The following is a 26,074-nucleotide window of genomic DNA, read 5'->3' as shown; positions in this document are numbered from 1 at the left end:
TAAAAATTCAGGACGAATTTTTAGGTTTTCGGTGTCCGGAACGCCTAAAACCGACCGGACCACAGTATCGAGCCAAAGCGCCTTTCTGATGACTCTTTGGCGCAGCAAAGAGTTATTGGACCGCTTGTATTAGGGTTAAGAAAGCACTGGACTGATAAGCGGGACATACATACCCCTCTGCCTAATTGAAACCACTGCGTTGTTGACCGGTATGCTATAGCTCATCAAATACAACAAAGCCTCGCAATGCGAGGCTTTGTTGTATTACTGATAAAAGTGAGTGCCGAGGATTAACAACCTGGACCGCAATCTAGACAGTGTTTAATCACTTCTGGTCCTAAGTGCAACTTAGCATTCAAGTCACGTAGTGCAGTACGTACACCTTCTTCTATCACTGGGTGGTAGAAAGGCATGTCGAGCATTTCTGAAATCGTCATCTTGCTTTGGTGTGCCCAAGCCAATAAGTGCGCTAAATGTTCGGCATTTGGTCCCATCATTTCTGCACCTAGGAAGCGACCTGTTCCTTGCTCACCGTAGACATGCAATAAGCCTTTATTGCGTAGCATTACTCGTGAGCGGCCTTGGTTTTCAAAAGAAACCTCACCAATCGCGAAACAACCACAACTGCCTAAACGAGTTTCTAACTGTTTACGTGTCTCGCCTACCATCGCAATTTGTGGGTCAGAGAATACTGCTGAGATCACTGAGCGACGTAGTCCCGCGCGGATGTCAGGGTAGCGACCCGCATTATCACCGGCGATGCGAGCTTGATCTGCGGCTTCATGCAGCAAAGGAATTTGATTGCTTGCGTCACCCGCAATAAAGATACTTGGTACCGAAGTTTGCAGTGTGTAGTAATCCGCTGTTGGAACGCCACGCTCATCTAAAACCAGTGAGGTATTTTCAATGGCGAGTTTGTCCACATTAGGGCGACGACCCGTTGCTGCTAATACGTAGTCGACAATAAAAGTTTCTAACTCACCATCATGATTAACGAATTTGATCTCAACTTTGTCGTGATTGCTATCGTCTGATGACGCTATGCGTTTCATGCTTTCGACCTGAACGTTCGGGTCTAGGTAAAACTCTTGTTGAAAAGCTTTGGTTGCGTAAGCCATTACATCAGGGTCGGTTAATGGACCCACTTGTCCACCCAAACCAAATACTTTCACCTTAACACCTAAGCGATGAAGCGCTTGACCAAGCTCTAAGCCAATGACACCCGGTCCAAATACAGCGACAGACTCTGGTAGGTCATCCCAATCAAATACGTCATCGTTGATCACTAGGCGATCACCCAATTCGTTCCAAACCGCAGGATAAGCAGGACGAGAACCCGTAGCAATTACAATACGGTTAGCTTTGATTTCAGTATGGTCATCAACGATAAGTGTATTGTTATCGATGAATTTAGCGTAGCCAGAGATTTTGTCTTCAGCGGGTATTTCATCCACGCCTTCTAGAACAAAACCTACAAAACGATCACGTTCGCGTTTTACTCGGTCCATCACTTCACGACCGTTGATTTTGATCTCACCTTGAGGGTGAACACCGAAGCCTGGTGCTTTTTCAATTTGGTGAACACTTTCAGCCGCGGCAATCAACAGTTTTGATGGCATGCAGCCAACACGCGCACAAGTTGTACCGTAAGGACCGCCTTCAATAATAACAACGTTATCTGCGTGCGCTTTTGCGGCGCGATACGCGCCTAGACCTGCAGTACCACCACCAATAACGGCAACATCAACAATTAACTGTTTCATATGGATTCTCGCTTTCTATTCTTTCCAAGCGTTCTATTTGAACTGGATGGAAAGAATTAAATTTCATGTAAATCTAGATAAATAGAGACCCTTCGATAAGGTGGCTACTTATCTAGATTGGTGTTTAGGATTTTAAGGGGTGCCTCCCGGAGCTAATTATTCCGGGAGGCGATAGGCTTGAAGTTTGGGGCTGGTTAGCCAGCCTATCAGGCTAAGTCAGTTAGCCTAGGAATGCTTCTAGCTCTTCGCTACCACCGATGTGTTTACCACCGATGAATACTTGAGGAACAGTAGTACGACCTGAGATTGCACGTAGACTTACTGTTGTTGCATCTTTACCTAGTACCACTTCTTCGTAGTTCAGACCTTTGTCGATTAGGTTCTGTTTTGCTTTCATACAGAATGGGCAACCAGGTTTAGTAAATACAGTGATTGACTCTTGTTCTTTGTGCTCTGGTGCAATGTAGTTAAGCATAGTGTCAGCATCAGAAACTTTGAACGGGTCACCCGGTACATCTTCTTCTACAAACATTTTCTCAACCACGCCGTTTTTCACTAGCATGCTGTAACGCCATGAACGTTTGCCAAAACCTAGGTCATTTTTGTCAACCAGCATACCCATGCCATCAGTGAAGTCGCCATTACCATCTGGGATGAAGGTGATGTTCTCTGCTTCTTGGTCGGCCTTCCATGCATTCATGACAAACGTGTCGTTAACTGAAACACATAGGATGTCATCAACACCATTTTCTTTGAATACAGAATGCAGCTCGTTGTAACGAGGTAGGTGGCTAGATGAACATGTTGGTGTAAACGCACCTGGTAAGCTAAATACGATTACCGTTTTGTTTTTAAATAGTTCATCAGTGGTTACGTTAACCCAAGCATCACCTTGACGAGTAGGGAAAGTAACTTGTGGTACAGATTGACCTTCTTTAGATGCAAACATAATGGTTTCCTTTTCAATATAATTCGGTAAGAGCTTAGTCTTTTTTTCTGCTCTGTTTCGTTTTGTTGAGCTCATTATTAAAAAAAAACTTTGATAGCTCTAATCGTTTGGTGCTATGGTTTTGATAGATTTATCCTATCGATAGTTGTGGGAAGGAAATAGATTATGAATATTCGTGATTTCGAATACCTAGTGGCGTTAGCTGAACACAATCATTTTCGTAAAGCAGCAGAAGCCTGCTTTGTTAGCCAACCAACCTTAAGTGGTCAAATTCGTAAGCTTGAAGATGAGTTGGGGACATCGCTATTAGAGCGTAGTAGCCGCCGAGTACTGTTTACTGATGCCGGTTTACAGCTGGTTGAGCAAGCGAAGAAAATTCTCAGTGAAGTGAAGCTTTTCCGAGATATGGCGAGTGATCAAAGTGGCGCAATGACCGGTCCAATGCATATTGGCTTTATCCCTACGGTCGGTCCTTATATTTTGCCAAGAATTGTCCCTAAGCTGAAAGAGCAATTTCCTGAGTTGGAGTTGTACTTACATGAAGCGCAAACTCAGCAACTGATTCACCAACTAGAAGAAGGCAAGCTAGATTGCTTGGTGTTAGCTTCGGTGGCAGAGACGGCACCATTTAGAGAGATAGAGGTGTATAGCGAGCCTCTAAGCGTCGCTGTGCCATGTGAACATGAGTGGGCAACGTTAGATGAAGTGAACATGTTAGAGCTTAATGGACGTACTGTACTGGCGCTGGGTGATGGTCACTGCTTAAGAGATCAAGCCTTGGGTTTCTGTTTTGCTGCTGGCGCAAAAGATGATGAACGCTTTAAAGCCACCAGTTTAGAGACGCTGCGTAATATGGTCGCTGCCGGAGGCGGGATCACCTTATTGCCTAAGTTAGCCTTGCCTAAAGAAAAAATTAAAGATGGAGTGTGCTACTTGCGTGCGGTTAACCCTGAGCCTACTCGCAGCATTGTGGTGGCGTATCGTCCTGGATCACCATTTAGATCGCGCTTCGAACAGTTAGCTGAAACCATCAAGCAGCAGCTAGGAGTGTAAGCTTAAAATTTCTTTTAGAAGTATTAGTGTGCATTTTTGCTGGTGGATAAAGAAAGAGGTTGGCATTTGCCAACCTCTTTTACTTTACGACTGATATTTTCGATAACTCGATTAGAACAGCTCTTCACCTTCATCGCTGGTGTAGATAGTGTCAGTGAGTTCATCAGAAACGTACTCTGTAGGCTCATGTCCTTCACGGAAATATTCAAACATTGAACTGCCATCAACCTTGTTGGTCAGTAGACCAGAATCACGGTCGATACGAATACGGACAATACCTTCTGGAATGGATTTCTCTTGCTCTGCATTGAATGATAATGCTGTGTGCATGAAATCAACCCAAGCTGGCTCTGCCGTTTTCGCCCCTGCTTCTGCTCCGGTTATTTGGTCTTTGCCAAGGTTGCTGTTACGTGTAGTTCTACCTAGTTTGCGGCTGTGATCATCAAAGCCAACCCAAGCGACGGCAACAACTCCCGGACCGTAGCCATTGTACCAAGCATCTTTAGAGTCATTGGTGGTACCGGTTTTACCACCGATATCTCGGCGTTTTAGTTTCTGAGCTCGCCAACCTGTACCGTTCCAGCCAGTACCATCACGCCAGCTACCACCACCCCAAATGTTGCTGTACATCATTTCACGAACGAGGAATGCACTCTGTTCAGAAATCACTTGTGGAGCGTATTGTGGCTCATCTGCGTTTTCTTCAGTGATGTCTTGCTCATTAAACACACTATGACCATCTGCGCTCACGGTTTCAGACTCGGTGACTTCTGCCACGGTAGTGACAGGGCAGTTCTGTTGGCAAATGGTTTTCGGTGATGCTTCAAACTCTACATCGCCATAAGGACCCACTATTTTTTCGATATAGTAAGGCTCGACGTAGTAACCACCATTGGCGAAGACTGAATAGCCTTGAGCCATTTTGATTGGCGTTAAGCTGCCAGCCCCCAGAGCGATAGTTTCTGAGCGTGGAACATCTTTAATATCAAAACCAAATCGAGTCAGGTATTGACGCGTTTCATCTAAGCCGACTTCGCGTAATACGCGCACGGCCATGACGTTTTTCGATTGAGCAAGACCAATACGAAGACGGGTAGGACCGACATAAGTTGGTGGCGAGTTCTTTGGACGCCATGCTGTACCTTGGCTCTGATCCCATTGGTTAATCGGAGCATCGTTAATTAAGGTTGCTAGGGTTAAACCTTTATCGATGGCTGCTGAGTAGATAAAAGGCTTAATACTTGAACCTACTTGGCGTACCGATTGAGTGGCACGGTTAAACTTGTTGTGCACAAAGTTAAAGCCACCCACCAGCGACATTACCGCGCCATTTTCAGGGTTCATTGCCACAAAAGCGGTGTTGGCATTTGGCACTTGGCTCAATTGCCAGTGATAAACCACATCACCTTCCTCTTGTTGGCTTTCAACTTCGCGGACCCAAATTTGTTCGCCCACTTCAAGCACATCACTGGCTTTCTTCGGTGCAGAACCTTGGCGCTCATCGGTGCGGAACTGGCGAGCCCATTTAATGCCATCCCAGTTGATAGTCGCTTCACCGTTGTTTTTAATCGTCACATCGGCTGACTTAGCTGAAACCGCCGTGACAACCGCTGGCGTTAATTCACCGTAGCTTGGCACATTACGCAGTGTTTTTACGATTTCTTCTGCGCTCATTGGCGTCGCATTTGGTTTCCACAGTACCTTTTCGGCACCTCGGTAACCGTGGCGCTCATCGTAAGCCAGTAGATTATTAATGGCAGCGTCGTTAGCGGCGTTTTGCAGTTTGGAATTTACTGTGGTGTAGACATTCATGCCAGAGGTGTAAGCCTCTTCACCATAACGTTCCACCATCCAAGCGCGGGCAAGCTCTGCTACATAAGGAGCATTTAACGCGATCTCGGCACCGTGATAGCGAGAGATAAGCGTCTCTGAACGTGCTTGGTCATACTCTTCTTGAGTGATGTATTTCTCATCCAACATACGCGCCAATACCACATTACGGCGGTGAGTCGCACGCTCAAGTGAATAGATTGGGTTCATGGTGGATGGTGCTTTAGGCATACCCGCCAAGGTAGCTAATTCACTCAGCGTTAGTTGGTTAAGATCTTTACCGAAGTAAACACGAGCAGCAGCGCCAAAACCATAAGATCGGTGACCAAGGAAGATCTTGTTCACATACAGTTCCATGATCTCTGGCTTGCTTAAAAGTTGTTCAATGTGGATGGCGATGAAGATTTCTTTAATCTTACGCATGATTTTCTTCTCATTTGATAAGAAGAAGTTACGCGCAAGCTGCTGTGTAATAGTGCTCGCCCCTTGCTTGGCGGAGCCAGACATTGCCACAACGATCGCCGCACGGGTAATACCAATCGGGTCAATACCGTAGTGTTCGTAGAAACGGCTATCTTCGGTGGCAATTAGTGCTTCGATTAGATGTTGTGGGATTTCATCATATTTCACCGGGATACGGCGTTTTTCACCAAATTGCGAAATCAGCTTACCGTCTTGGCTGTAGACTTGCATTGGTGTTTGCAGTTTCACATCCCGTAAAGTTGCTACGTCTGGTAATTCTGGTTTGACATAGAGATAGAAACCGAAAATCGTTCCTACTCCAAGAATCATGCAAACCAATGTGAAAATGAGCAATCGCTTTATGAACTTCACCGGATATTCCCTGATTGATTGAGGTATTCGAGGCACGATGCCTTGTAATCTTAGCTAACAATTTAGCTTGCGTTATTGTTGTGCATTCTTCGGCAACAGTGCGATTTACGCAAATGTAACCGATGCCTGGAGCACAGCGATATGAGTTTATCATTTATCACCGGGATTGATATTGGTCACTACAGCATCAAAGCCGTTGCCATTAAACCAGTGAAAGGCACTCTGGTACTCTCGGATTTCCGAGAGTTGGTGATCGAAGAGCGTATTTTCGCTGATAACCACCTGTTAAATTATCAGAAAATTGTAAATAAACTAAAAGAACTAAGGAAGGCTTTACCTTTACTTAGTCGAAAAGTCGCATTATCGGTACCTGATAGTTCGGTTATTTCTAAAGTTCTACAGATAGATAGAGACTTATCTGCACAAGAGAAAGAGTATGCCATTATTGAGGCTTTTTCTCATCAATCTCCCTTTGATATTGATGAAATCTCTCTGGATTACTGTACTCTTCCTCTGACTAAGCCGTCCGCACTCACTGAACCCATTCAAATCTATGCCACCAAGAAAGAGGTGGTGAATAACCGTATTGATGTTTGCCGAAAAGCTGGATTGACGCCGATATTATTGGATGTTCACGCTCACGGTTTAGTGCGGTTATGGCAGGAAATAGCGCTCTCTCAGCAACGGGATCATTGGTTGTTGCTTGAAGTTGGGCATACGCGATCTTCCATGGTGATGGATTTCGATGAACAAGCTCCGTGGTGTAAAGAGTTGGCTGTTGGACTCGACGTGATTAGCCATACTATGGGCGAAGAGAGTGCAATGCGTCATGACGCTACCATGCACTTCATCGATACATTAATTGAACGAATTCAACGGCAATTACAGCTCATCGGCTCGATGGAGAAGCAACAATTGCAAGGTATATGGTTAACGGGAGGCGGTGCAAATACCCCGATGTTGGCGGAAGAGCTCGCAAGAAGGCTAGGTGTCGATTGTGAGCTATTCAATCCCCTGTCGTTGTTTACCCACAGTAAGCGAGTCAAACACCAGCAAATGTCTGCTGGTTATAGTTATGCCTGCGCCACAGGGATAGCACTACAAGGACTCGATTGGATGGAGCAAGGCCATGCTTCATAGAATTAACTTACTGCCATGGCGTGAGCAGCAACGCATCGCTCACAAGCAACGTTTCATCGCCTTAGTCATAGGCTGTTTGATACTGACGGCGCTGGTTCAATGGGGGAGTGGTTTTTACATTGAGCAGCAGAAACAGATACAGCATCAGCGCTTGGCTTTTTTACAAGCTCATATCGCGAGCCTTGATTTTCGCATGCAACAGCTGAAAACAGTGGCGCAAGATCATCAAGAATTACTCACTCGTTTAAAAGTGGTTGAAGGGTTGCAGACCCAGCGCAACAAGACCACCGAACTGATGAACCTATTGCCAGGATTGATCCCGGAAGGGGTCTATGTAGACAAAATTAAGATGAGCGGTCAACAGATTGAAATTACTGGAATTAGTGATGCCACTTCCCGTTTGGCAACCATGCTTGACCATCTGGAAAACGCTTCGCAGTTACATGATGTGACCATGCATTCAATCGTTCACGATAAAACTCGGTTTTCGAAGAAGTTCCAAACATTCAGAGTCTCTTTCTACTTCCAACTGCTTAAAGAAAGCTCCAAGGAGGTGGGAGATGGCTAAATATACCGAACTTGATGTTGAGGATATTGTCCATTGGCCTTTACCTGCTCAACTCGTGGTATTAGCGGTTTTGTTCAGCGTCCTTCAGGTGGTGGGATACCACTGGCACCTTGATGGCAAACTTAGCGAACTGAGCAAATTGCAACAGCAAGAGCAAAGCTTAAAGCAAACCGTTCAACTTAAAACTAATAAAGTCGCGACATTGCCTGTTGTTCGGGCACAACTTGAAGAGCTTTCTCAGCGCTACGACTACTTATCTCAACAACTGCCAGTGCAAAAAGAGTTAGCCACTATGCTGGCTTCAGTTAATGAGCAAGGGCTGCAAAACAACCTGACATTTACCCGCATTGATTGGGGAGCAAAAGAGAACCAGCAATTTCTTTATCGATTACCGCTCAATATTGAATTGACCGGTCGATACGACGATATAGGTCAATTCTCTCAAGCGATAGCAGCCTTGCCACGAGTGATTAATTTTACTGATGTCGAATGGCAACGAGTGAGCTTAGAAAGTAGCGTACTGCATTTTCGTGTGCGCGCTTATACCTATCAGTTTAAGCCTGAGGTGAAAGATGATGGTTAGATGGAGTGTGTCACTGCTGGTCGCGATAGCGATGAGTGGTTGTCGGGCTAATCAGCAATCGCTCGATGAATTTATTACACAAACTCAGCAGCAAGCTCAGTTTGAGTCGGTTGCGCTTAGTTCAGTGCCAACATTTGACATTACCGACTACCAAGCTCATTCAGAGAGATCTCCCTTTGTGTTACCTAAAGCCGCCCTGAGTGCGAGCCAATCAAAGCAACGAACTGATTGTTGGCAACCAAAAGCGAGAAATAAAACCGGGCAATTGGAGCGATATTCTCTCGATAAATTGAGTTTGAAGGGAGTGATGAGCCGTGGAGGAATGAAATCTGCGCTTGTTCAAACACCCAATGGGCAAATCATCAAAGTCACGGCAGGTCAGTATGTTGGCTTAAACAATGGCAAGGTCGAGAAAGTCACGGCTTCTTATATTCAAGTTAACGAAACGCTACCGGATGGGTTGGGTTGTTGGACTCGTCGTAACGTTAAATTAGCACTTAGATAGATAAAATTACTGGGATAACGTAATGATAAATAGATTGAAATTCCCTGTTCAATGGCAAGTTCGAATTGGAATGATTGCCAGCTGCATACTTTTTTCGACGGTCGTGTTAGCACAGCAAGTCAGTAACGAATTAACCAGTGTCGATTTTCGTGTTGACGAGAAGCAAAACGGTTTGATCATTATTGAGTTTAGCGATGATCAGATCGTCGTCGACTTAGAAAAAACAGAGCAAGGGTTGAGCATCGAACTACCTAATGCAGCAATAACGGAAGAGATGTTAAAACTGTTTGATGTAAAAGATTTTGCTACCAATGTGCAGACGTTAGAGCTATTTCGCCAAGCTGACAGGATACAACTACTGGCGCAAATCAAAGGCAATTTTGATTATCAATACTCGTTAAATCGACATGTATTGCAAGTGACAGTGAGCAAAGCGAAACCAAAACAGCCGCAAGACAAAGCATCGTTTTTGGACCAACCAGCAAAGAAAATAGCCATCAATTTCCAAGATATTCCGGTGCGAAATGTCTTACAGCTTATTGCTGACTATAACGACTTTAATCTTGTGGTATCGGATTCCGTTTCTGGCAATCTTACCTTGCGTCTAGATGGTGTGCCTTGGCCCCAAGTACTGGACATTATTCTGCAAGTCAAAGGCTTGGATAAACGAGTGGAAGGCAACGTTGTACTCGTCGCGCCAAAAGCCGAGCTCGACCAAAGAGAGCAACAACGCTTAGAAAATGCTCGCTTGGAAGATGAGTTGGGGGAGCTTAAATCAGAAATCATTAAAGTGAATTTTGCTAATGCCAGCGAGATAGCCGATATGATTGGCGGAGGAGGGGCGATTAGCATGTTATCAGGGCGTGGTTCTATTACTGTTGATGACCGCACCAACTCACTGCTGATCCGTGACTTGAAAAGTAATATCGATGTGGTGCGAGGCATTGTTGATTCACTCGATATCCCAGTTAAACAAGTTCAGATAGAAGCCAGAATTGTGACTGTTAATGAAGGTAACTTAGATGAGCTCGGTGTTCGATGGAGCATCAACTCAAGTGGAGGCAAAGTTGGCGGCTCTTTAGAAGGTAATTTTTACGAACGAGGGTTATACCAAGGGCTTGATTCAGACGAAGAGAGCAAAGGGTCGATATCTCCAGATGATATTGGTGATTTCCTTAATGTGAATTTAGCGGCAACGGCGGGGAATGCATCGACCATTGCTTTTCAAGTTGCCAAGTTGGGATCGGATACTTTGCTCGATTTGGAGCTGTCGGCACTTCAACGAGAATCGAAAGCTGAGGTCATTTCCAGCCCAAGATTAATCACGACCAACAAAAAACCGGCCTATATTGAGCAAGGAACCGAAATTCCTTATTTAGAATCTTCATCAAGTGGCGCGACTTCGGTCGCATTTAAGAAAGCGGTATTAAGTCTTAAAGTAACCCCGCAAATTACCCCAGATAATCGCTTGGTTTTAGACCTAAGTGTGACGCAAGACAGACCGGGTGAAGTGGTGAAAATAGGCACAGGTGAAGCGGTGTCAATAAACACGCAACGCATTGGTACTCAAGTGCTGGTGGACAATGGCGAGACGGTGGTGCTAGGGGGGATTTTCCAACATAGCGTGACCGATACCATGGACAAAGTACCACTGCTTGGCGACATCCCTTTACTCGGTGCTTTGTTCCGCAGAAGCTACCAACAAATGGGTAAAAGTGAGCTACTAATCTTCGTTACACCAAAAGTAGTTGTGCAGTAATTAGAAAATAAATTTGCATTAGGTCGACCTTATCTAGATAATTTCGGGTCTTATCACGAAACATCTGTGAGGAATAGGTGTCACAAGCATCTTCTAAGTCAGCCTAGTGCTGTCCCTTCTTGTGGCGATGTCATTGAATTAACGTTGTAAATTACTGCTAAAACATGGCTGAGAAACGCAATATTTTCCTTGTTGGCCCAATGGGAGCCGGCAAAAGTACAATTGGTAGACATCTAGCTCAACAGCTTCATATGGAGTTTGTTGACTCAGACACTGTCATCGAAGAACGCACAGGCGCGGATATCGCTTGGGTTTTTGATGTTGAAGGTGAAGAAGGTTTTCGAGTTCGCGAAGAAAAAGTGATTAACGACCTAACCGAAGAACAAGGTATCGTTCTTGCTACGGGTGGTGGTTCAATCATGAGCAAAGAAAACCGAAATCGTCTATCTGCTCGCGGTATCGTTGTATACCTAGAGACGACAATTGAAAAACAACTTGCACGTACAAACCGTGACAAGAAACGTCCACTGCTGCAAACAGATAAACCGCGTGATGTGCTCGAGGCTTTGGCCGAAGATCGCAACCCGCTGTACGTAGAAATTGCGGATTATACTGTACGTACTGACGATCAAAGTGCAAAAGTGGTAGCCAACCAGATCGTAAAAATGCTAGAAGAGAGATAAGAATTATTTATCTTGAATTGGAGCATAACCATGGAACGGATTACGGTCAGCTTAGGCGAGCGTAGCTATCCAATATCAATTGGTGCCGGATTATTTAATGATCCGGCCCACCTTTCCTTCTTAACGGCAAAGCAAAAAGTAGTTGTGATCAGTAATGTCACAGTTGCGCCGCTATACGCCGAAAAAATCCTTTCAATATTGGCGCATCAAGGTTGCCAAGCTTCGTTGCTTGAATTACCTGATGGAGAGCAATACAAAACCCTAGATACATTTAATGCCGTCATGAGTTATCTACTAGAGCATAACTTTAGCCGTGATGTGGTGATCATCGCACTTGGTGGTGGTGTTATTGGTGATTTAGTCGGTTTTGCTGCATCGTGTTATCAGCGCGGTGTTGATTTTATTCAAATACCAACCACTTTGTTATCCCAAGTAGACTCGTCTGTAGGCGGAAAAACAGCGGTGAACCACCCGTTGGGTAAGAATATGATCGGTGCGTTCTATCAGCCAAAATCAGTGATTATTGATACCAACTGTCTTACTACTTTGCCAGCACGTGAGTTTGCTGCGGGTATGGCAGAGGTGATCAAGTACGGCATCATTTATGACGCGGAGTTTTTTTCGTGGTTAGAGCAAAACTTAGAAGCGCTTTATGCGCTGGATGAGAAAGCTCTGACATACGCGATTGCGCGTTGTTGTGAAATCAAAGCCGAAGTGGTTGCTCAAGATGAAAAAGAGTCAGGTATCCGTGCGCTATTGAATTTGGGGCATACTTTCGGTCATGCGATTGAAGCTGAACTCGGTTATGGCAACTGGTTACATGGCGAGGCTGTGTCATCGGGAACGGTGATGGCAGCAAAAACGGCACAGTTGCGTGGTGAGATTACGCCAACTCAGCTTGAGCGCATCATTACGTTGTTGAAGCGCGCTAAACTGCCGGTACATACGCCAGAAAGCATGGCTTTTGCTGACTTCATGCGTCATATGATGCGTGATAAAAAAGTGCTCGCTGGTGAGCTACGCTTGGTTTTGCCAACTGACATTGGCAGCGCTGAAGTCGTTAAAGGTGTACCAGAAAGCATCATCCAACAAGCGATCGATTTTGCCCGCGGGCTTTAATTAGACACTGTCTTCGTCTCCTTAGGTTGTTATATGAGTTTGACACATCAATCCAGAGTGCTGGAGTTGGGTACACAAATTGAGTTATTAGAGCGTCTGCAACTGTTAACTCACTTTACCTCCAACTTCATTACTGTTTCAGGTGCGGCAGGTGCCGGCAAAACTTGGCTAGCGCAGCGCTACTTAGAAGCGTGGGCGGATGATAAAAACCAAGCACTATTGATGTGTCACCCGAATCAATCTGATGAACAGCGTCGTACCACGATTCTGACTCAAGTGCTGTCTGAACCGTTATTTAATCCGGCAGACAGCATGGTGGAAAGTTTTGCACGCAATATGGAACATGAGTCGTGCAATATTGTGATTGTGGTTGATGATGCGCACTTGCTCAGTGAAGCTTTGGTTTCTGAGTTATGGTTGCTGATGATGCGTGCTCAGCAGCAAAATCGTTGGACGATTAACATCGTATTGTTCAGCCGAGTAGCTAGCCTAGATTCACTGTTTAAGCGCTTAAGCCATGGACAAGATATCAAGCCAATAGAGCTTGAAATAGAGTCGCTTACCTCGCAAGAAGCGGATCGATTCTTTGAACAATTGGTGATGCGTTTTGTCGAAGACGATATGGAGAGAAGGGTGCGTAATGCCTATCGTACTGTTGCTCGTCGTCCGGGAGAGATCATGGCTTTAGGGGATCAGAAAGTGGAAAAGAAGATTGTTATCCGTTCGATTATTGGTTCGCCACTCAATATTGCACTGGTGATATTCGCGCTGCTGGCGCTGATTGGTGGTGGGTATTGGTGGATGATGGATCAGCCAACGCCCGATGAAACTGCAAAACAAATCACCGAGCAAGTCGAGCAAACGGTCATACCGACACTTGAAGAGCCTGAGACCTCCGTGAGTGATGCGATTACGAGTGAGGCGGATGCGACCAGCAATACAGATAGCGATACAGAGCTGGCATTAGACAACGCTGAAGATGACTCTAGTGCACTCCCACCGGAAGTGACTGATGTGACAGCGAGTGTTGGAGTGATTGAAGATAACTCTCAACGGGTGGTGATCACTTCTGAAGTGGTTGATGCATTGTTGGAAAACGAAGCCGAACAAGTGGATACCACTGAAATAGAGAAAATTGTGGAAGATTCGCGTGAGGTGACTCCAGCGGAATCAAGTGCCAAATTTTTTACGCCAATCACCTTTAAGTTTGCCAAAGATGAATTGAATAACTACTCACCACGTAGTTACACTTTGCAATTAGCCGCGGTTCGCAGCCGCATTGAGGTGCAGAACTTCCTCAATCGATATGAGTTGGATGACAAAGTCTATGTTTATCCAACCACGCGTGATGGCATTGAGTGGTTCATTATTACCTATGATAATTACCCAACGATTCAAGTCGCGCGCGATGCGGTAGCTCAATTGCCTGAGCCTTTGCAAAAATTCGAACCTTGGGCTAAATCTCTAAATCAAGTCCAGCGCGAAATCGCTCGTAGCAATTAATATGATGAAGGTTGAGTGAAACCAGAGACTTTCTGTTCGCTCAGCCTAAATGACCAAGCCAATTGCTTTGGGTATGGCGCTAAATATGTTACATTCCGCAGCCTTAATTTGTGGTTGATAGATAGAGCAGTCGATGAAAAAGCAGCGTGCCTTCCTGAAATGGGCTGGTGGTAAATACGGACTAGTTGAAGATATTCAGCGTCATCTGCCTGAAGCGCGCAAGTTGGTAGAACCGTTTGTTGGTGCTGGCTCAGTTTTTCTCAATACTGACTATGAACAATATCTATTGGCAGACATTAATCCCGATCTGATTAATCTCTACAATCTACTTAAAGAGAGCCCAGAAGACTACATCGTCGAAGCAAAACGTTGGTTTGTCCCTGAGTTCAATCGCAAAGAAGTTTACCTAGATGTTCGAGCACAGTTTAACCAAACTGATGATGTGATGTATCGCTCGCTCGCATTCCTCTATATGAACCGATTTGGTTTTAATGGCTTATGTCGTTACAACAAAAAAGGTGGCTTTAACGTGCCATTTGGTTCGTACAAGAAGCCTTATTTTCCTGAGAAAGAGTTGGAATTTTTTGCTGAAAAAGCCAAGAGAGCCACTTTTGTTTGTGAAGGCTACCAAGATACCTTTAAGCGTGCCCGCAAAGGATGTGTTGTCTACTGTGATCCACCGTATGCGCCTCTTTCTACTACGGCAAACTTTACCTCTTATGCCGGCAATGGTTTCTCGCTTGATGATCAAGCCGATTTGGCCAATATTGCTGAAACCACAGCCAATCAGCGTGGCATTCCCGTGTTGATTTCTAACCACGATACAACCTTAACTCGTCGCCTTTACCATGGTGCAGAGTTGAATGTCGTGAAAGTTAAACGCACCATCAGCCGCAATGGCGCGGGACGTAACAAAGTGGATGAGCTGCTCGCATTGTTTAACTCGAGTAGAGATGCAACTTAACCCCGTCGGGTCTGCAAGGTGATCAACTGAAAAGCCTCTAAGCATAGACAGCTATGTGATGAGGTTTTTTAATGCCCGTCACTACATCTAGAGCACACATTTCTTAACCTACCACTATCATATACCTGACCGCTTAGGTAGAATTGCGCCAAATTTAAGCAATGAAGCCAATTTAATTTTTGAGGTCAGGTATGAAAGATTTCCTTATTGCTCCTTCGATTCTGTCTGCGGATTTTGCTCGTCTTGGTGAAGATGTAGAAAAAGTACTCGCAGCCGGTGCCGATGTAGTGCACTTTGATGTTATGGACAACCACTATGTGCCAAACCTGACTTTTGGTGCGCCAGTGTGTAAAGCATTACGTGATTACGGCATTACAGCGCCAATCGATGTACACCTAATGGTCAAACCGGTTGATCGCATTGTGCCTGATTTTGCTAAAGCGGGTGCATCGATGATCACTTTCCACATCGAAGCGTCTGATCACGTTGATCGCACACTACAGTTGATTAAAGAACACGGTTGTAAAGCTGGTGTTGTGCTTAACCCTGCTACCCCACTTTCTCACCTTGAATACATCATGGATAAAGTAGACATGATTCTACTGATGTCAGTAAATCCAGGTTTTGGTGGTCAGTCATTTATCCCGAATACACTCGAGAAGCTACGCGCTGTACGTAAGATGATTGATGAGTCAGGTCGTGATATTCGCCTTGAAATCGATGGTGGTGTAAAAGCCGAAAATATTCGAGAAATCGCTGAAGCGGGTGCGGATATGTTTGTTGCCGGTTCTGCTATTTTTAGTCAATCAGACTACAAAAAAGCGATTGACGAAATGCGCGCTGAATTAGCGAAAGTACAGTAGGGCAGTGCGTTGACAGAACTTAAACTGATTGCCTTTGATCTTGACGGTACGCTACTTGATAGCGTGCCCGATTTAGCAGTAGCAGCCGATCAAGCCGTAAAGGCGCTTGGTTTTTCTGGTGTTACTGAAGAACAAGTGCGTGATTATGTCGGCAATGGCGCCGATATTTTAATTGGTCGCGCATTAAGCCAAAGCTTAACCATCAACCCTGAGTTTAGTCCAGAGCTACTCGCCAAAGGTCGTGAATTGTTTGATGATTACTACGAACAAAGTGGTCACAAATTAACGCACTTATACCCTGCGGTAAAAGAGACCTTGGCTGAACTGCAACAAGCGGGTTTTACACTCGCGTTGGTAACCAATAAGCCATCGAAATTTGTACCAGAAATCTTGGCACAACATGATATCGCAAAATACTTTGCGGATGTGTTGGGTGGTGATGCTTTCCCTGAGCGCAAGCCAAATCCTGTAGCACTGAATTGGCTGCTGGAAAAGCACGGTTGTACTGCCGATGAAATGTTGATGGTTGGAGATTCTAAAAACGATATTCTGGCAGCGAAAAATGCCGGTTGTCGTTCATTTGGTTTAACCTACGGGTATAACCATGGCGAGCCTATCTCTGCCAGTAATCCAGATTTTGTCGCTGACAACATTGCACAATTACTCGAAGTGATCGCTGTTTCTGCTTAAGTGAAACAAAATCACTAGCAAAATAGTCATTAAAATGAGTAAACTGGAAAACCGTACCTCCTCTGATTTTTGCACGCTTTAGCTGCGCCGACTGCGCGCCTTGCTACGGCAGCCATAAATTTGAGGAGTGATTTATTGCGGTTTACCCAATTTATTCAAATAAGAAGTCAAAGGAATCATTCCCATGAGCAAACCCATCGTATTGAGTGGTGTTCAACCGTCAGGTGAACTTAGTATCGGTAACTACTTGGGTGCTCTACGTCAATGGCAGCAGATGCAAGATGATTATGATTGCCAATATTGCGTAGTTGACCTTCATGCTATTACGGTTCGTCAAGATCCGAAAGCACTACATGAAGCAACACTAGACGCATTAGCAATCTGTCTGGCAGTTGGTGTTGACCCACAGAAGAGCACGCTATTTGTTCAGTCACATGTACCAGAGCACGCTCAACTTGGTTGGCTTCTTAATTGCTACACCCAAATGGGTGAGCTGAGCCGTATGACTCAGTTTAAAGACAAGTCTGCTCGTTACGCGAATGATATCAATGCCGGTCTATTTGCTTACCCAGTACTGATGGCGGCGGATATTCTACTATACGGCGCACATCAAGTGCCTGTTGGTAACGACCAAAAACAACACCTTGAATTAGCGCGTGATATCGCGACTCGCTTTAACAACATCTACTCTCCAGAGAGCCCAATCTTCACCATTCCTGAGCCTTACATTCCAACAGTGAATGCGCGTGTAATGAGCCTTCAGGATGCAACGAAGAAGATGTCTAAGTCAGACGATAATCGCAAGAACGTGATTACTCTGCTTGAAGATCCAAAATCGATCATTAAGAAGATCAACAAAGCGCAAACCGATGCTGAATCACCAGCACGTATTGCCAACGATTGGGAAAACAAAGCGGGTATTTCTAACTTAATGGGTCTGTACTCGGCAGCAACAGGCATGAGCTTTGAAGAGATCGAAGCGAAATACCAAGGCGTTGAAATGTACGGTCCATTTAAGAAAGATGTTGGTGAAGCACTGGTTGCAATGCTTGAGCCTATTCAAGCTGAATACCACCGTATTCGTGCTGATCGCGCGTACATGGACCAAGTGATGAAGCAAGGCGCTGAAAAAGCCTCTGCTCGCGCTGCTGTGACACTAAAAGAAGTCTACAAAGCGGTTGGTTTCGTTACTCGCCCGTAAGCGTTTGAAAATAAAGATAGGGTCAGCAATTTGCTGGCCTTATTTTTTTCTATGAACCATTTTTTGCTTGCCTTTGTGCTGCACTATTGCACAATACTCGCCCCAAGTAAGATTGATTATTGAGCTGTTTATCCGTCATGTTACTGATCATTGATAATTACGATTCGTTTACCTATAACCTTTACCAGTATTTTTGCGAACTCGGTGCCGAAGTACAGGTCGTACGTAATGATCAGATTGATATCCAGGGTATTGAAGCGCTCGAGCCAACACATCTAGTGATTTCTCCCGGTCCTTGTACGCCCAATGAAGCAGGGATTTCTCTTGAAGTAATTAAGCACTTTGCTGGTAAATTGCCGATATTAGGGGTTTGTTTAGGTCATCAAGCCATCGCTCAAGTATTTGGTGGCGAGGTAGTACGAGCACGCCGTGTGATGCATGGAAAAACATCACCGATTCGCCATACTGGCACCAGTGTGTTCAAAGGACTCAATAACCCGTTGACCGTCACTCGTTACCATTCGTTAGTGGTAAAGCAAGGAACCTTGCCTGAGTGTTTTGAGTTGACGGCATGGACAGAGTTGGATGATGGGTCGATGGATGAAATCATGGGCTATCAGCATAAAAGCCTGCCAATTGATGCGGTACAGTTCCATCCTGAGTCAATTAAGACTGAACAAGGTCATCAATTGCTAGCAAACTTCCTTTCTCGTTAGGTTTTCCATTTGCAGCGCGCTATTTCGCGCTGCAATTTCGATATAGATCACTATTTTTAACAATTAGTTTACACTTCATTTTATCCCCCTCCATTTGCAAGATTATTCGATTTACCACTATTGGTCTTACGTCATTGTTGCTCTTAGCTTAATAAAGCTCAGATTAGGATATTGATTGCTATTAATTACTTCATAAACGTGTCTTAATAGTGCATAAATAGTCACTATAGTCTGTGGGGTAATTTGCCTGTTAGACTGAAATAGCATAAAACACTATTGAAATGGTTAATTAAATGTAAATACAATGCCATGTCAGTGAGTACGTAACACAAAAAATTGTTTCTATACTTATTAGTAGTAATCAGAGCAAGGTACGGATACAGAACTTGCATTGGCATGCGGTAGCGAGAGGGAATGCGTGATGGCGTCAGAGATGAAAGTGGAACGTGAGCTGTTTGATGAGGTAATGGTACCTTGTTATAGCCCAATGGATATGATCCCAGTAAAAGGTGAAGGTTCGCGAGTCTGGGATGGTGAAGGAAACGAATACATTGATTTTGCAGGCGGTATTGCGGTCAGCTGTTTAGGACATTGCCACCCTGCAATGGTGGAAGCGCTGACTGAGCAAAGTCAGAAACTGTGGCACCTAAGCAATGTGATGACCAATGAGCCAGCGCTGCGCTTGGCGAAAAAACTCACCGAGTTGTGTTTTGCTGACAAAGTATTCTTTGCCAATTCAGGAGCAGAAGCCAATGAAGCGGCTCTCAAATTAGCACGTCGTTATGCCGCAGATGTTTATGGACCTGAAAAATCAGAGATTATCGCATTCAAACAAGGCTTCCACGGACGTACATTTTTTACTGTCACGGTTGGTGGGCAGGAAGCCTATTCTGATGGCTTTGGTCCTAAGCCGGGTAATGTGACTCATCTTGAATACAACAATGTGGACGCATTGCGTGAGCATATTTCTGATCGAACTTGCGCGATCATGATGGAACCTTTGCAAGGTGAGGGTGGTATTATTTCGCCAAGTGAAGAGTTTGTTCAGACCGTACGAGAGCTGTGTGATAAACACAATGCATTGCTGATTTTTGATGAAGTGCAAACCGGTAATGGTCGTACTGGTGATTTCTATGCATACCAAGGTTTAGGCATTACGCCTGATATTTTGAGCACCGCGAAATCACTTGGTGGCGGTTTTCCTATTGGCGCAATGCTGACAACAACCGAATTGGCAAATCACCTAAAAGTAGGGACTCATGGCTCGACATATGGTGGTAACCCACTCGCTTGTGCGGTGGCGGAAGCGGTGGTTAATATTGTGAGTGACCCACAAACTCTAGCAGGCGTAAAAGAGCGAGAAGCGTTGTTTCGTGATGGCTTAAGCAAGATTAATAGTAAATACCAAATTTTCAGTGAAATCCGTGGTAAAGGTTTATTGCTTGGCGCTGCTTTGAATGAGCAGTGGCAAGGTAAAGCTCGTGATGTATTGCTTGCGGCGGGAGAACAAGGTTTGATGGTCTTAGTGGCCGGTCCTAATGTTGTTCGCTTTGCGCCATCATTGGTGATCAGCAAGCAAGATATTGAGCAAGGATTAGATAAATTAGATAAAGCCATTGCGTCTTTAGTGGCATAGCAGGCGCTGAAAAGCGTCGAGAGACCAGTTTGTGAAAGCTTAAGTAATGAATTTAAGCACAACAGGCTGGTCTGTATAAGCATCAGGAGGGAGTATCGATGCTGGTTATTCGCCCTATCTCTATGTCAGATTATGATGCACTGCATACTTGTGCGGTCGAATCAGGACACGGATTCACATCTCTTCCGGTTAATGAAGAACTACTCACTAACCGAATCACCCACTCAGAATACAGCTTCAACAAACCTAATGTGACACAGCCAGGAGATGAAGGTTATCTCATGGTTGGTTTTGACAGTGATAGCAGTGAAGTGGCCGGCTGTACCGGCGTTGAAGCGGCGATAGGTTGGGATGTGCCGTTTTACTCGTATCACATCAGCACTATTGTTCATTCCTCACCGAAATTGGGCGTGAATAACATTGTGAAGCTGTTAACTTTCGGCAATAACTACACCGGATGCAGTGAAATATGCACACTGTTTTTGCGTGAAAAGTTTCGCGGTGGTCTGAATGGTCGCTTAATGTCGAAATGCCGCTTTTTGATGATGGCTGAGCATCCTCATCGTTTTTCTAATACCGTTTTCGCTGAAATGCGCGGTGTTTCTGATGATGAAGGTAACTCTCCCTTTTGGCAGTGGTTGCAAGAGAACTTCTTTAGCATTGATTTCACTCTCGCCGATTACCTTACGGGCATAGGCAAAAAAGGCTTCATCGCTGATCTTATGCCTAAACTGCCAATCTACATCAACCTACTCAGCAAAGAAGCTCAGGCGGTGATAGGTAAAGTGCATGAGAACACCAAACCTGCACTCAGCTTATTAGAGAAAGAAGGGTTTACCTGTCGCAACTACGTCGATATTTTTGACGGCGGTCCAACGGTGGAATGTGATGTGCGCAATATTGAGTCGGTGCGTCACTCTTTTCGCGCCAAAGTGGCGATCAGTGAGCACAGCAGTTGTAACGATTATCTGATCTGTAATACCTCTTTCGAACACTTTAGAGCGGTGGCGGCAAAAGCGGCTTACGATCAGGCAACAGAATCGGTGATTTTGGCTCCCGATGTTGCTAAAGCTCTACAAATCGAATCAGGCAGTTACGTGCGTATGTTGGCGCAATAACGTTAATCAGGGACTCTACGCAATAGACTCAAAGGAAGGAACAGCATGGCTAATTGGATTGCAGGTCAGTGGCTCGCGGGGTTAGGAGAGTGCATCACATCGACGAGTCCTTACAACGGTGATGTTGTTTGGCAAAGTCAGAGTGCCACAGCCCCACAAGTGAACGAAGCGGTTAGCGCCGCGCGTAAGGCGTTTATTGGTTGGAAAAAACGTACGATTATAGAGCGAGAACAAATCGTACAGCGCTTTGCTGATCTAGTGAAAGCCAATAGCGAGCAATTGGCAGAAGTGATTGCAAAAGAAACCGGAAAACCATTATGGGAAACCCGTACTGAAGTCGCAGCAATGGCAGGGAAGATAGCGATATCAATTCGTGCTTATCATGAGCGTACCGGTGAAGCGCAACGCGAACTGGCGGGTAATCAAATCGTACTACGCCATCGACCTTTAGGTGTTATGGCGGTATTTGGTCCCTACAACTTCCCTGCTCATTTGCCTAATGGTCATATTGTGCCTGCAATATTAGCGGGGAATACCGTGGTATTTAAACCGTCCGAGCAAACGCCGTGGACCGGCGAAGTCGCGATGAAGTTATGGCAACGAGCAGGCTTGCCTGACGGCGTGATTAACCTTGTTCAAGGTGGTAAAGAGACAGGTATAGCGTTAGCGGAATCAAAAGGGATTGATGGGTTGCTGTTTACTGGCAGTGCCAATACGGGGCATGTACTGCATCGTCAATTTGCGGGTCAGCCAGAGAAGATGCTGGCGCTGGAAATGGGCGGCAATAACCCGATGGTGATTTCGGAACAGTATGGCGAACTTGATGCGACGGTTTATACCATCATCCAGTCAGCTTTCATCAGTGCCGGACAACGTTGTACTTGCGCTCGTAGGCTCTATGTACCTAGTGGTGATAAAGGAGATGCGTTGCTGGTTCGCTTAGTTGAGGCAACCCGCAATATTGTTATGGATGAGCCTTTTGCCCTGCCAGAGCCTTTTATGGGCTCACAAATTTCGATCGCGGCGGCGCAGCATATTCTTGATGCTCAAACCAAGCTACAAGATTTAGGTGGGGAGAGCCTTATCGAGGCAAGAGCGGGTAAAGGAGCGTTTGTTAGCCCTGGAATCATCGATGTGACGGCAGTTACAGCGTTGCCCGATGAGGAATACTTCGGACCGCTGCTGCAAGTTGTCCGTTATCAAGGGATTGAACAAGCGGTGGCACTGGCGAATGATACTCGCTTTGGATTATCCGCGGGCTTAGTTTCGACCGATGATACCGAGTGGGACTATTTTGTAGAGCATATTCGTGCAGGTATTGTGAATCGCAACCGCCAACTAACCGGCGCCAGTGGTGATGCACCGTTTGGTGGTCCGGGGGCGTCGGGCAATTTACGACCTAGCGCTTACTATGCGGCAGATTATTGTGCATACCCTATGGCGTCTATGGAAGGGGAACAAACTGAGCTACCCGAAACACTAAGCCCGGGTATTCATTTGTAGCAAGTGCGGATGTAGTTCACAGAGGTTAATACTTATGTAACCTGGTATTTTCACTGAACTACACTGTAGTGGTCGAATTAAGCCAAATACCAACATTGAGACAAGGAGGCGCTATGACGCCAAGTATTCTGTTCCAGTCCTTATGGCAAGACTACACCTCTCGTCTGTGTCCATCTGCAGGCAATGTCCATAAGCTATTGCAAGAAGATGAGCCTCTGATTAACGATCACATAGCACTTCGAACGTTCAACTTAGAACCCGTCAGTCTGGCTGTTTTAGCTAAGCCTTTTCTCGAATTAGGTTATGAAGAGGCGGGCGACTACTTATTTGAATCGAAAAAGTTGGTCGCCAAACATTTTCAACATCCAGATCCGAATCAACCGAAAGTCTTTATTAGCCAACTCAAAGTGGAAGAGTGTTCGAGTGAGCTGCAAAGAATTGTCAAACAGTTGGTGGCGCAAGTCGAAGCACAAGAGATGCAAGGGTTTGAGTTTTTATACTCCGGCAGACCTTGGCAACTCACTCAGCAAGAATACCGAGTGTTAGCAAAAGAGAGTGAGTATGCCGCATGGCTTGCCGCTCATGGTTATGGTGCCAACCACTTTACGGTGAGTGTCAATCAACTCAATCAGTTTGATGAAGTGCAACAAGTGAATGATTACTTAAAAGCAACAGGCTTTTTGATCAACCAGTCGGGTGGGGAAGTTAAAGGCTCTGCAGAGGTGCTGCTTGAACAATCATCGACTATGGCCGATCGGGTCAACGTGGATTTTGATGATGGTGTGGTACAGATCCCGGGAGGGTTCTACGAGTTTGCCAAACGTTATCCGATGGCAAATGGTGACTTGTATCCGGGATTTGTGGCGGCGTCCGCAGATAAAATATTTGAAAGTACTGACAATCAATAATTAAGCGGTATTTATCAGCAATAAAAAAGCCACCGAAAGGTGGCTTTTCAAATCAGGCTCTTTCACATTCAGTGAATTAGCGAGTTCCGTACACAACGATAGTTTTACCGTGAGCCGAAATTAAGTTCTGCTCTTCAAGCATCTTCAAGATACGACCAACAGTTTCGCGAGAACAACCCACGATTTGACCGATTTCTTGACGAGTGATCTTAATTTGCATGCCGTCTGGGTGAGTCATCGCATCAGGTTGTTTCGCTAGGTTTAGTAGCGTTTGTGCGATACGACCAGTTACATCTAGGAATGCTAGGTCGCCCACTTTCTGGCTAGTCACTTGTAGGCGACGAGCCATCTGAGAAGACAGACGCATTAGAATATCAGGGTTTACTTGAATCAGTTGACGGAATTTCTTAAATGAAATCTCAGCCACTTCACAAGGAGATTTAGCACGAACCCAAGCGGTACGCTCTTGGTCTTCTTCGAATAGACCAAGCTCACCGATGAAATCACCTTGGTTTAGGTAAGAAAGGATCATTTCCTTACCTTCTTCGTCTTTAATAAGAACCGCAACAGAACCTTTAACGATGTAGTACAAAGTCTCTGCTTTTTCGCCCGCATGAATTAGCGTGCTTTTTGATGGGTACTTATGAATATGACAGTGTGAAAGGAACCACTCTAATGTTGGATCGGTTTGAGGTTTACCTAGAACCATAATATCTCACTTCCTCTGCAGGGTATGCTTGCGCTTTCCATGTTTTAGCTAAGCCCAAAATGGGGAATGCTAGGATAAGAGCACTTCAGTAGTGCTGCAAGCTATCTTGTGTTTCGGCTTAAAATAGTATCCTTTTTCCCAAATCATTTCTTGATTTTAATCGGGTACTAGAGGCTATTTTTGATGCAAAAACGTGCACATGATCACGGTATGAAAAGTAATCGCGTTTTAGTGCTGAGTTTTAGCCGATTTTTCCCGTTTCTATCAATTGTTGAAGAATCGGTCTGACGATTAATTCCATCGCGAAACTCATTTTTCCACCAGGTACAACCAGTGTGTTGTGACGCGACATGAATGAACCATCTATCATTGCTAATAGGTATGGATAGTCAACATTTTTAAAGCCGCGTAGGCGAATTACGACAAAGCTTTCATCCAAGCTTGGAATCCCCTTCGCATCAAGAGGGTTGGATGTATCAACGGTTGGCACTCGTTGAAAGTTAATGTGAGTTCGTGAAAACTGCGGAGTTATGTAGTTTAAGTAGTCATCCATCGAGCGTACGATCGAGTCCATAACCGCTTCGCGCGAATGCCCGCGATCTCGGGTATCTCGCACAAATTTTTGGATCCATTCAAGGTTGACGATGGGTACCATGCCTATCAAAAAATCAACATGTTGCGCGACGTTGATGTCACCATCGACCACGCCTCCATGCAGACCTTCATAGAAGAGGACATCGCTATTTTCAGGGAGATCTTGCCAAGGGGTAAATGTGCCCGGCATTTGATTGTAAGGCACCGCCTCATCAAAGGTATGTAAGTAACGGCGTACTTTACCAGTACCGTCATTACCGTATTGATGGAAGAACTCAGCCAGAGTGGGGAAGTCATTCGCTTGAGGACCAAAGTAGCTAATATGACGACCTTGATCGCGCGCTTTACGGATCTCAATGTCCATTTCTGGACGAGTAAAACGATGGAAACTATCCCCTTCAACCCACGCAGGCTTGATGTCCATCATATTGAACATTTTGCGAAAGGCTTCAGAGGTAGTGGTGGTCCCCGCTCCGGACGAGCCCGTTACGGCGATGATTGGATGTTTTGCTGACATGACAAACCCTGTCTAAAATAACGTTCCTGTTAATATTCGAATGGGTATTACAAATTCGATTCAACAATATAACATGCTTTAACGTTTTGTTTAAAAACTTAAACGTTCAAAACTTTTGTCTGAGTTGGATATCGACAGTCTCATGCAGTTCTGAGTAAACGATGACGGCTTCACCAGAAGCGAGTTGAGCTTTCACTTGGTCGACTTTATCTTGCAGTGATATTTCCATATCGCCGTAATCTGTGCCTTCTCGCAGCACAAATTCGCGGATTAGGTTTTCTAAGGTTTCTGCGGAAATACCTTGCCAAGGAACAATCATAAATACCTCTTCATTCTATGATGATAGAGCCAAACTGCGGATGGTTT

At 45.1% G+C, this 26,074-nt stretch carries 24 protein-coding genes; 18 read left to right on the top strand and 6 right to left on the bottom strand.

Annotated features, from left to right (window positions below; translation table 11 throughout):
- Positions 1 to 290: 290 nt before the first annotated feature.
- Both H2O73_RS10365 and H2O73_RS10360 read right to left on the bottom strand, forming a co-directional pair.
- Positions 291 to 1,763, bottom strand: a complete 1,473-nt coding sequence (locus H2O73_RS10365; protein ID WP_182108771.1) for a dihydrolipoyl dehydrogenase — start codon at positions 1,761 to 1,763, stop codon at positions 291 to 293.
- 220 nt (positions 1,764 to 1,983) lie between these two features.
- Positions 1,984 to 2,712 (bottom strand): glutathione peroxidase, encoded by a 729-nt coding sequence (locus H2O73_RS10360; protein WP_182108770.1) that lies wholly within the window; start codon positions 2,710 to 2,712, stop codon positions 1,984 to 1,986.
- A gap of 165 nt (positions 2,713 to 2,877) precedes the next feature.
- Here H2O73_RS10360 and oxyR point away from each other — a divergent pair, with 165 nt between their 5' ends.
- Complete coding sequence (gene oxyR, locus H2O73_RS10355; protein ID WP_182108769.1) at positions 2,878 to 3,765, top strand: DNA-binding transcriptional regulator OxyR; 888 nt, start codon at positions 2,878 to 2,880, stop codon at positions 3,763 to 3,765.
- 111 nt (positions 3,766 to 3,876) lie between these two features.
- On the opposite strand, the gene H2O73_RS10350 is transcribed toward oxyR, so the two are convergent.
- Complete coding sequence (locus tag H2O73_RS10350) at positions 3,877 to 6,429, bottom strand: penicillin-binding protein 1A (protein WP_182108768.1); 2,553 nt, start codon at positions 6,427 to 6,429, stop codon at positions 3,877 to 3,879.
- A 141-nt stretch (positions 6,430 to 6,570) separates the two neighbouring features.
- Between H2O73_RS10350 and pilM the strand changes: the two genes are divergently transcribed.
- The 17 genes from pilM (at position 6,571) to H2O73_RS10265 (ending at position 23,888) form a co-directional block, all read left to right on the top strand.
- A complete protein-coding gene (gene pilM / locus H2O73_RS10345) occupies positions 6,571 to 7,569 on the top strand; it encodes a type IV pilus assembly protein PilM (RefSeq protein ID WP_182108767.1) in 999 nt (332 codons plus the stop codon).
- Complete coding sequence (locus H2O73_RS10340; RefSeq protein ID WP_182108766.1) at positions 7,559 to 8,137, top strand: PilN domain-containing protein; 579 nt, start codon at positions 7,559 to 7,561, stop codon at positions 8,135 to 8,137. Before pilM ends, H2O73_RS10340 begins: the two co-directional genes overlap by 11 nt.
- Positions 8,130 to 8,720, top strand: a complete 591-nt coding sequence (locus H2O73_RS10335) for a type IV pilus inner membrane component PilO (RefSeq protein WP_182108765.1) — start codon at positions 8,130 to 8,132, stop codon at positions 8,718 to 8,720. Before H2O73_RS10340 ends, H2O73_RS10335 begins: the two co-directional genes overlap by 8 nt.
- Positions 8,710 to 9,225, top strand: coding sequence for a pilus assembly protein PilP (locus H2O73_RS10330; protein ID WP_182108764.1), 516 nt, complete (start codon positions 8,710 to 8,712; stop codon positions 9,223 to 9,225). Before H2O73_RS10335 ends, H2O73_RS10330 begins: the two co-directional genes overlap by 11 nt.
- 22 nt (positions 9,226 to 9,247) lie before the next feature.
- Positions 9,248 to 10,984, top strand: a complete 1,737-nt coding sequence (locus H2O73_RS10325) for a type IV pilus secretin PilQ (protein WP_182108763.1) — start codon at positions 9,248 to 9,250, stop codon at positions 10,982 to 10,984.
- Positions 10,985 to 11,148: 164 nt separating this feature from the next.
- Positions 11,149 to 11,667: a shikimate kinase AroK gene (gene aroK / locus H2O73_RS10320; protein ID WP_182108762.1), complete on the top strand. Its 519-nt coding sequence runs from the start codon at positions 11,149 to 11,151 to the stop codon at positions 11,665 to 11,667.
- A gap of 30 nt (positions 11,668 to 11,697) precedes the next feature.
- On the top strand, positions 11,698 to 12,786 hold the full coding sequence (gene aroB, locus H2O73_RS10315) for a 3-dehydroquinate synthase (protein ID WP_182108761.1): 1,089 nt from the start codon (positions 11,698 to 11,700) through the stop codon (positions 12,784 to 12,786).
- A gap of 33 nt (positions 12,787 to 12,819) precedes the next feature.
- Positions 12,820 to 14,289: an SPOR domain-containing protein gene (locus tag H2O73_RS10310; protein ID WP_182108760.1), complete on the top strand. Its 1,470-nt coding sequence runs from the start codon at positions 12,820 to 12,822 to the stop codon at positions 14,287 to 14,289.
- A gap of 133 nt (positions 14,290 to 14,422) precedes the next feature.
- Positions 14,423 to 15,253: a Dam family site-specific DNA-(adenine-N6)-methyltransferase gene (locus H2O73_RS10305; RefSeq protein WP_182108759.1), complete on the top strand. Its 831-nt coding sequence runs from the start codon at positions 14,423 to 14,425 to the stop codon at positions 15,251 to 15,253.
- Between the two features lie 191 nt (positions 15,254 to 15,444).
- Positions 15,445 to 16,116, top strand: coding sequence for a ribulose-phosphate 3-epimerase (rpe, locus tag H2O73_RS10300; protein WP_182108758.1), 672 nt, complete (start codon positions 15,445 to 15,447; stop codon positions 16,114 to 16,116).
- A 9-nt stretch (positions 16,117 to 16,125) separates the two neighbouring features.
- On the top strand, positions 16,126 to 16,806 hold the full coding sequence (locus H2O73_RS10295) for a phosphoglycolate phosphatase (protein ID WP_182108757.1): 681 nt from the start codon (positions 16,126 to 16,128) through the stop codon (positions 16,804 to 16,806).
- 184 nt (positions 16,807 to 16,990) lie between these two features.
- Positions 16,991 to 18,007: a tryptophan--tRNA ligase gene (gene trpS, locus H2O73_RS10290; RefSeq protein WP_182108756.1), complete on the top strand. Its 1,017-nt coding sequence runs from the start codon at positions 16,991 to 16,993 to the stop codon at positions 18,005 to 18,007.
- 137 nt (positions 18,008 to 18,144) lie between these two features.
- On the top strand, positions 18,145 to 18,723 hold the full coding sequence (locus tag H2O73_RS10285; protein WP_182108755.1) for an aminodeoxychorismate/anthranilate synthase component II: 579 nt from the start codon (positions 18,145 to 18,147) through the stop codon (positions 18,721 to 18,723).
- 421 nt (positions 18,724 to 19,144) lie between these two features.
- On the top strand, positions 19,145 to 20,359 hold the full coding sequence (locus H2O73_RS10280) for an aspartate aminotransferase family protein (protein WP_182108754.1): 1,215 nt from the start codon (positions 19,145 to 19,147) through the stop codon (positions 20,357 to 20,359).
- Between the two features lie 98 nt (positions 20,360 to 20,457).
- Positions 20,458 to 21,477 carry an arginine N-succinyltransferase gene (gene astA / locus H2O73_RS10275; RefSeq protein ID WP_182108753.1) on the top strand — a complete coding sequence of 340 codons (1,020 nt, stop codon included), beginning with the start codon at positions 20,458 to 20,460 and terminating at the stop codon, positions 21,475 to 21,477.
- Positions 21,478 to 21,522: 45 nt separating this feature from the next.
- Positions 21,523 to 22,980, top strand: a complete 1,458-nt coding sequence (gene astD / locus H2O73_RS10270) for a succinylglutamate-semialdehyde dehydrogenase (protein WP_182108752.1) — start codon at positions 21,523 to 21,525, stop codon at positions 22,978 to 22,980.
- 113 nt (positions 22,981 to 23,093) lie between these two features.
- Complete coding sequence (locus H2O73_RS10265) at positions 23,094 to 23,888, top strand: DUF1338 domain-containing protein (RefSeq protein WP_182108751.1); 795 nt, start codon at positions 23,094 to 23,096, stop codon at positions 23,886 to 23,888.
- 76 nt (positions 23,889 to 23,964) lie between these two features.
- On the opposite strand, the gene crp is transcribed toward H2O73_RS10265, so the two are convergent.
- The 3 genes from crp to H2O73_RS10250 form a co-directional block, all read right to left on the bottom strand.
- On the bottom strand, positions 23,965 to 24,597 hold the full coding sequence (gene crp / locus H2O73_RS10260; RefSeq protein ID WP_005597159.1) for a cAMP-activated global transcriptional regulator CRP: 633 nt from the start codon (positions 24,595 to 24,597) through the stop codon (positions 23,965 to 23,967).
- A 241-nt stretch (positions 24,598 to 24,838) separates the two neighbouring features.
- Positions 24,839 to 25,708, bottom strand: a complete 870-nt coding sequence (locus H2O73_RS10255) for a phosphoribulokinase (protein ID WP_182108750.1) — start codon at positions 25,706 to 25,708, stop codon at positions 24,839 to 24,841.
- Positions 25,709 to 25,814: 106 nt separating this feature from the next.
- Entirely contained in the window at positions 25,815 to 26,027 is a 213-nt protein-coding gene (locus tag H2O73_RS10250; RefSeq protein WP_182108749.1) for a YheU family protein, read from the bottom strand.
- Between the last annotated feature and the right edge of the window lie 47 nt (positions 26,028 to 26,074).

The organism is Vibrio marinisediminis (assembly GCF_014050145.1).
Taxonomy (GTDB): domain Bacteria; phylum Pseudomonadota; class Gammaproteobacteria; order Enterobacterales; family Vibrionaceae; genus Vibrio; species Vibrio marinisediminis.
The sequence above is the reverse complement of the archived record's forward strand: the minus strand, read 5'-3'. Positions and strand labels throughout refer to the sequence as shown.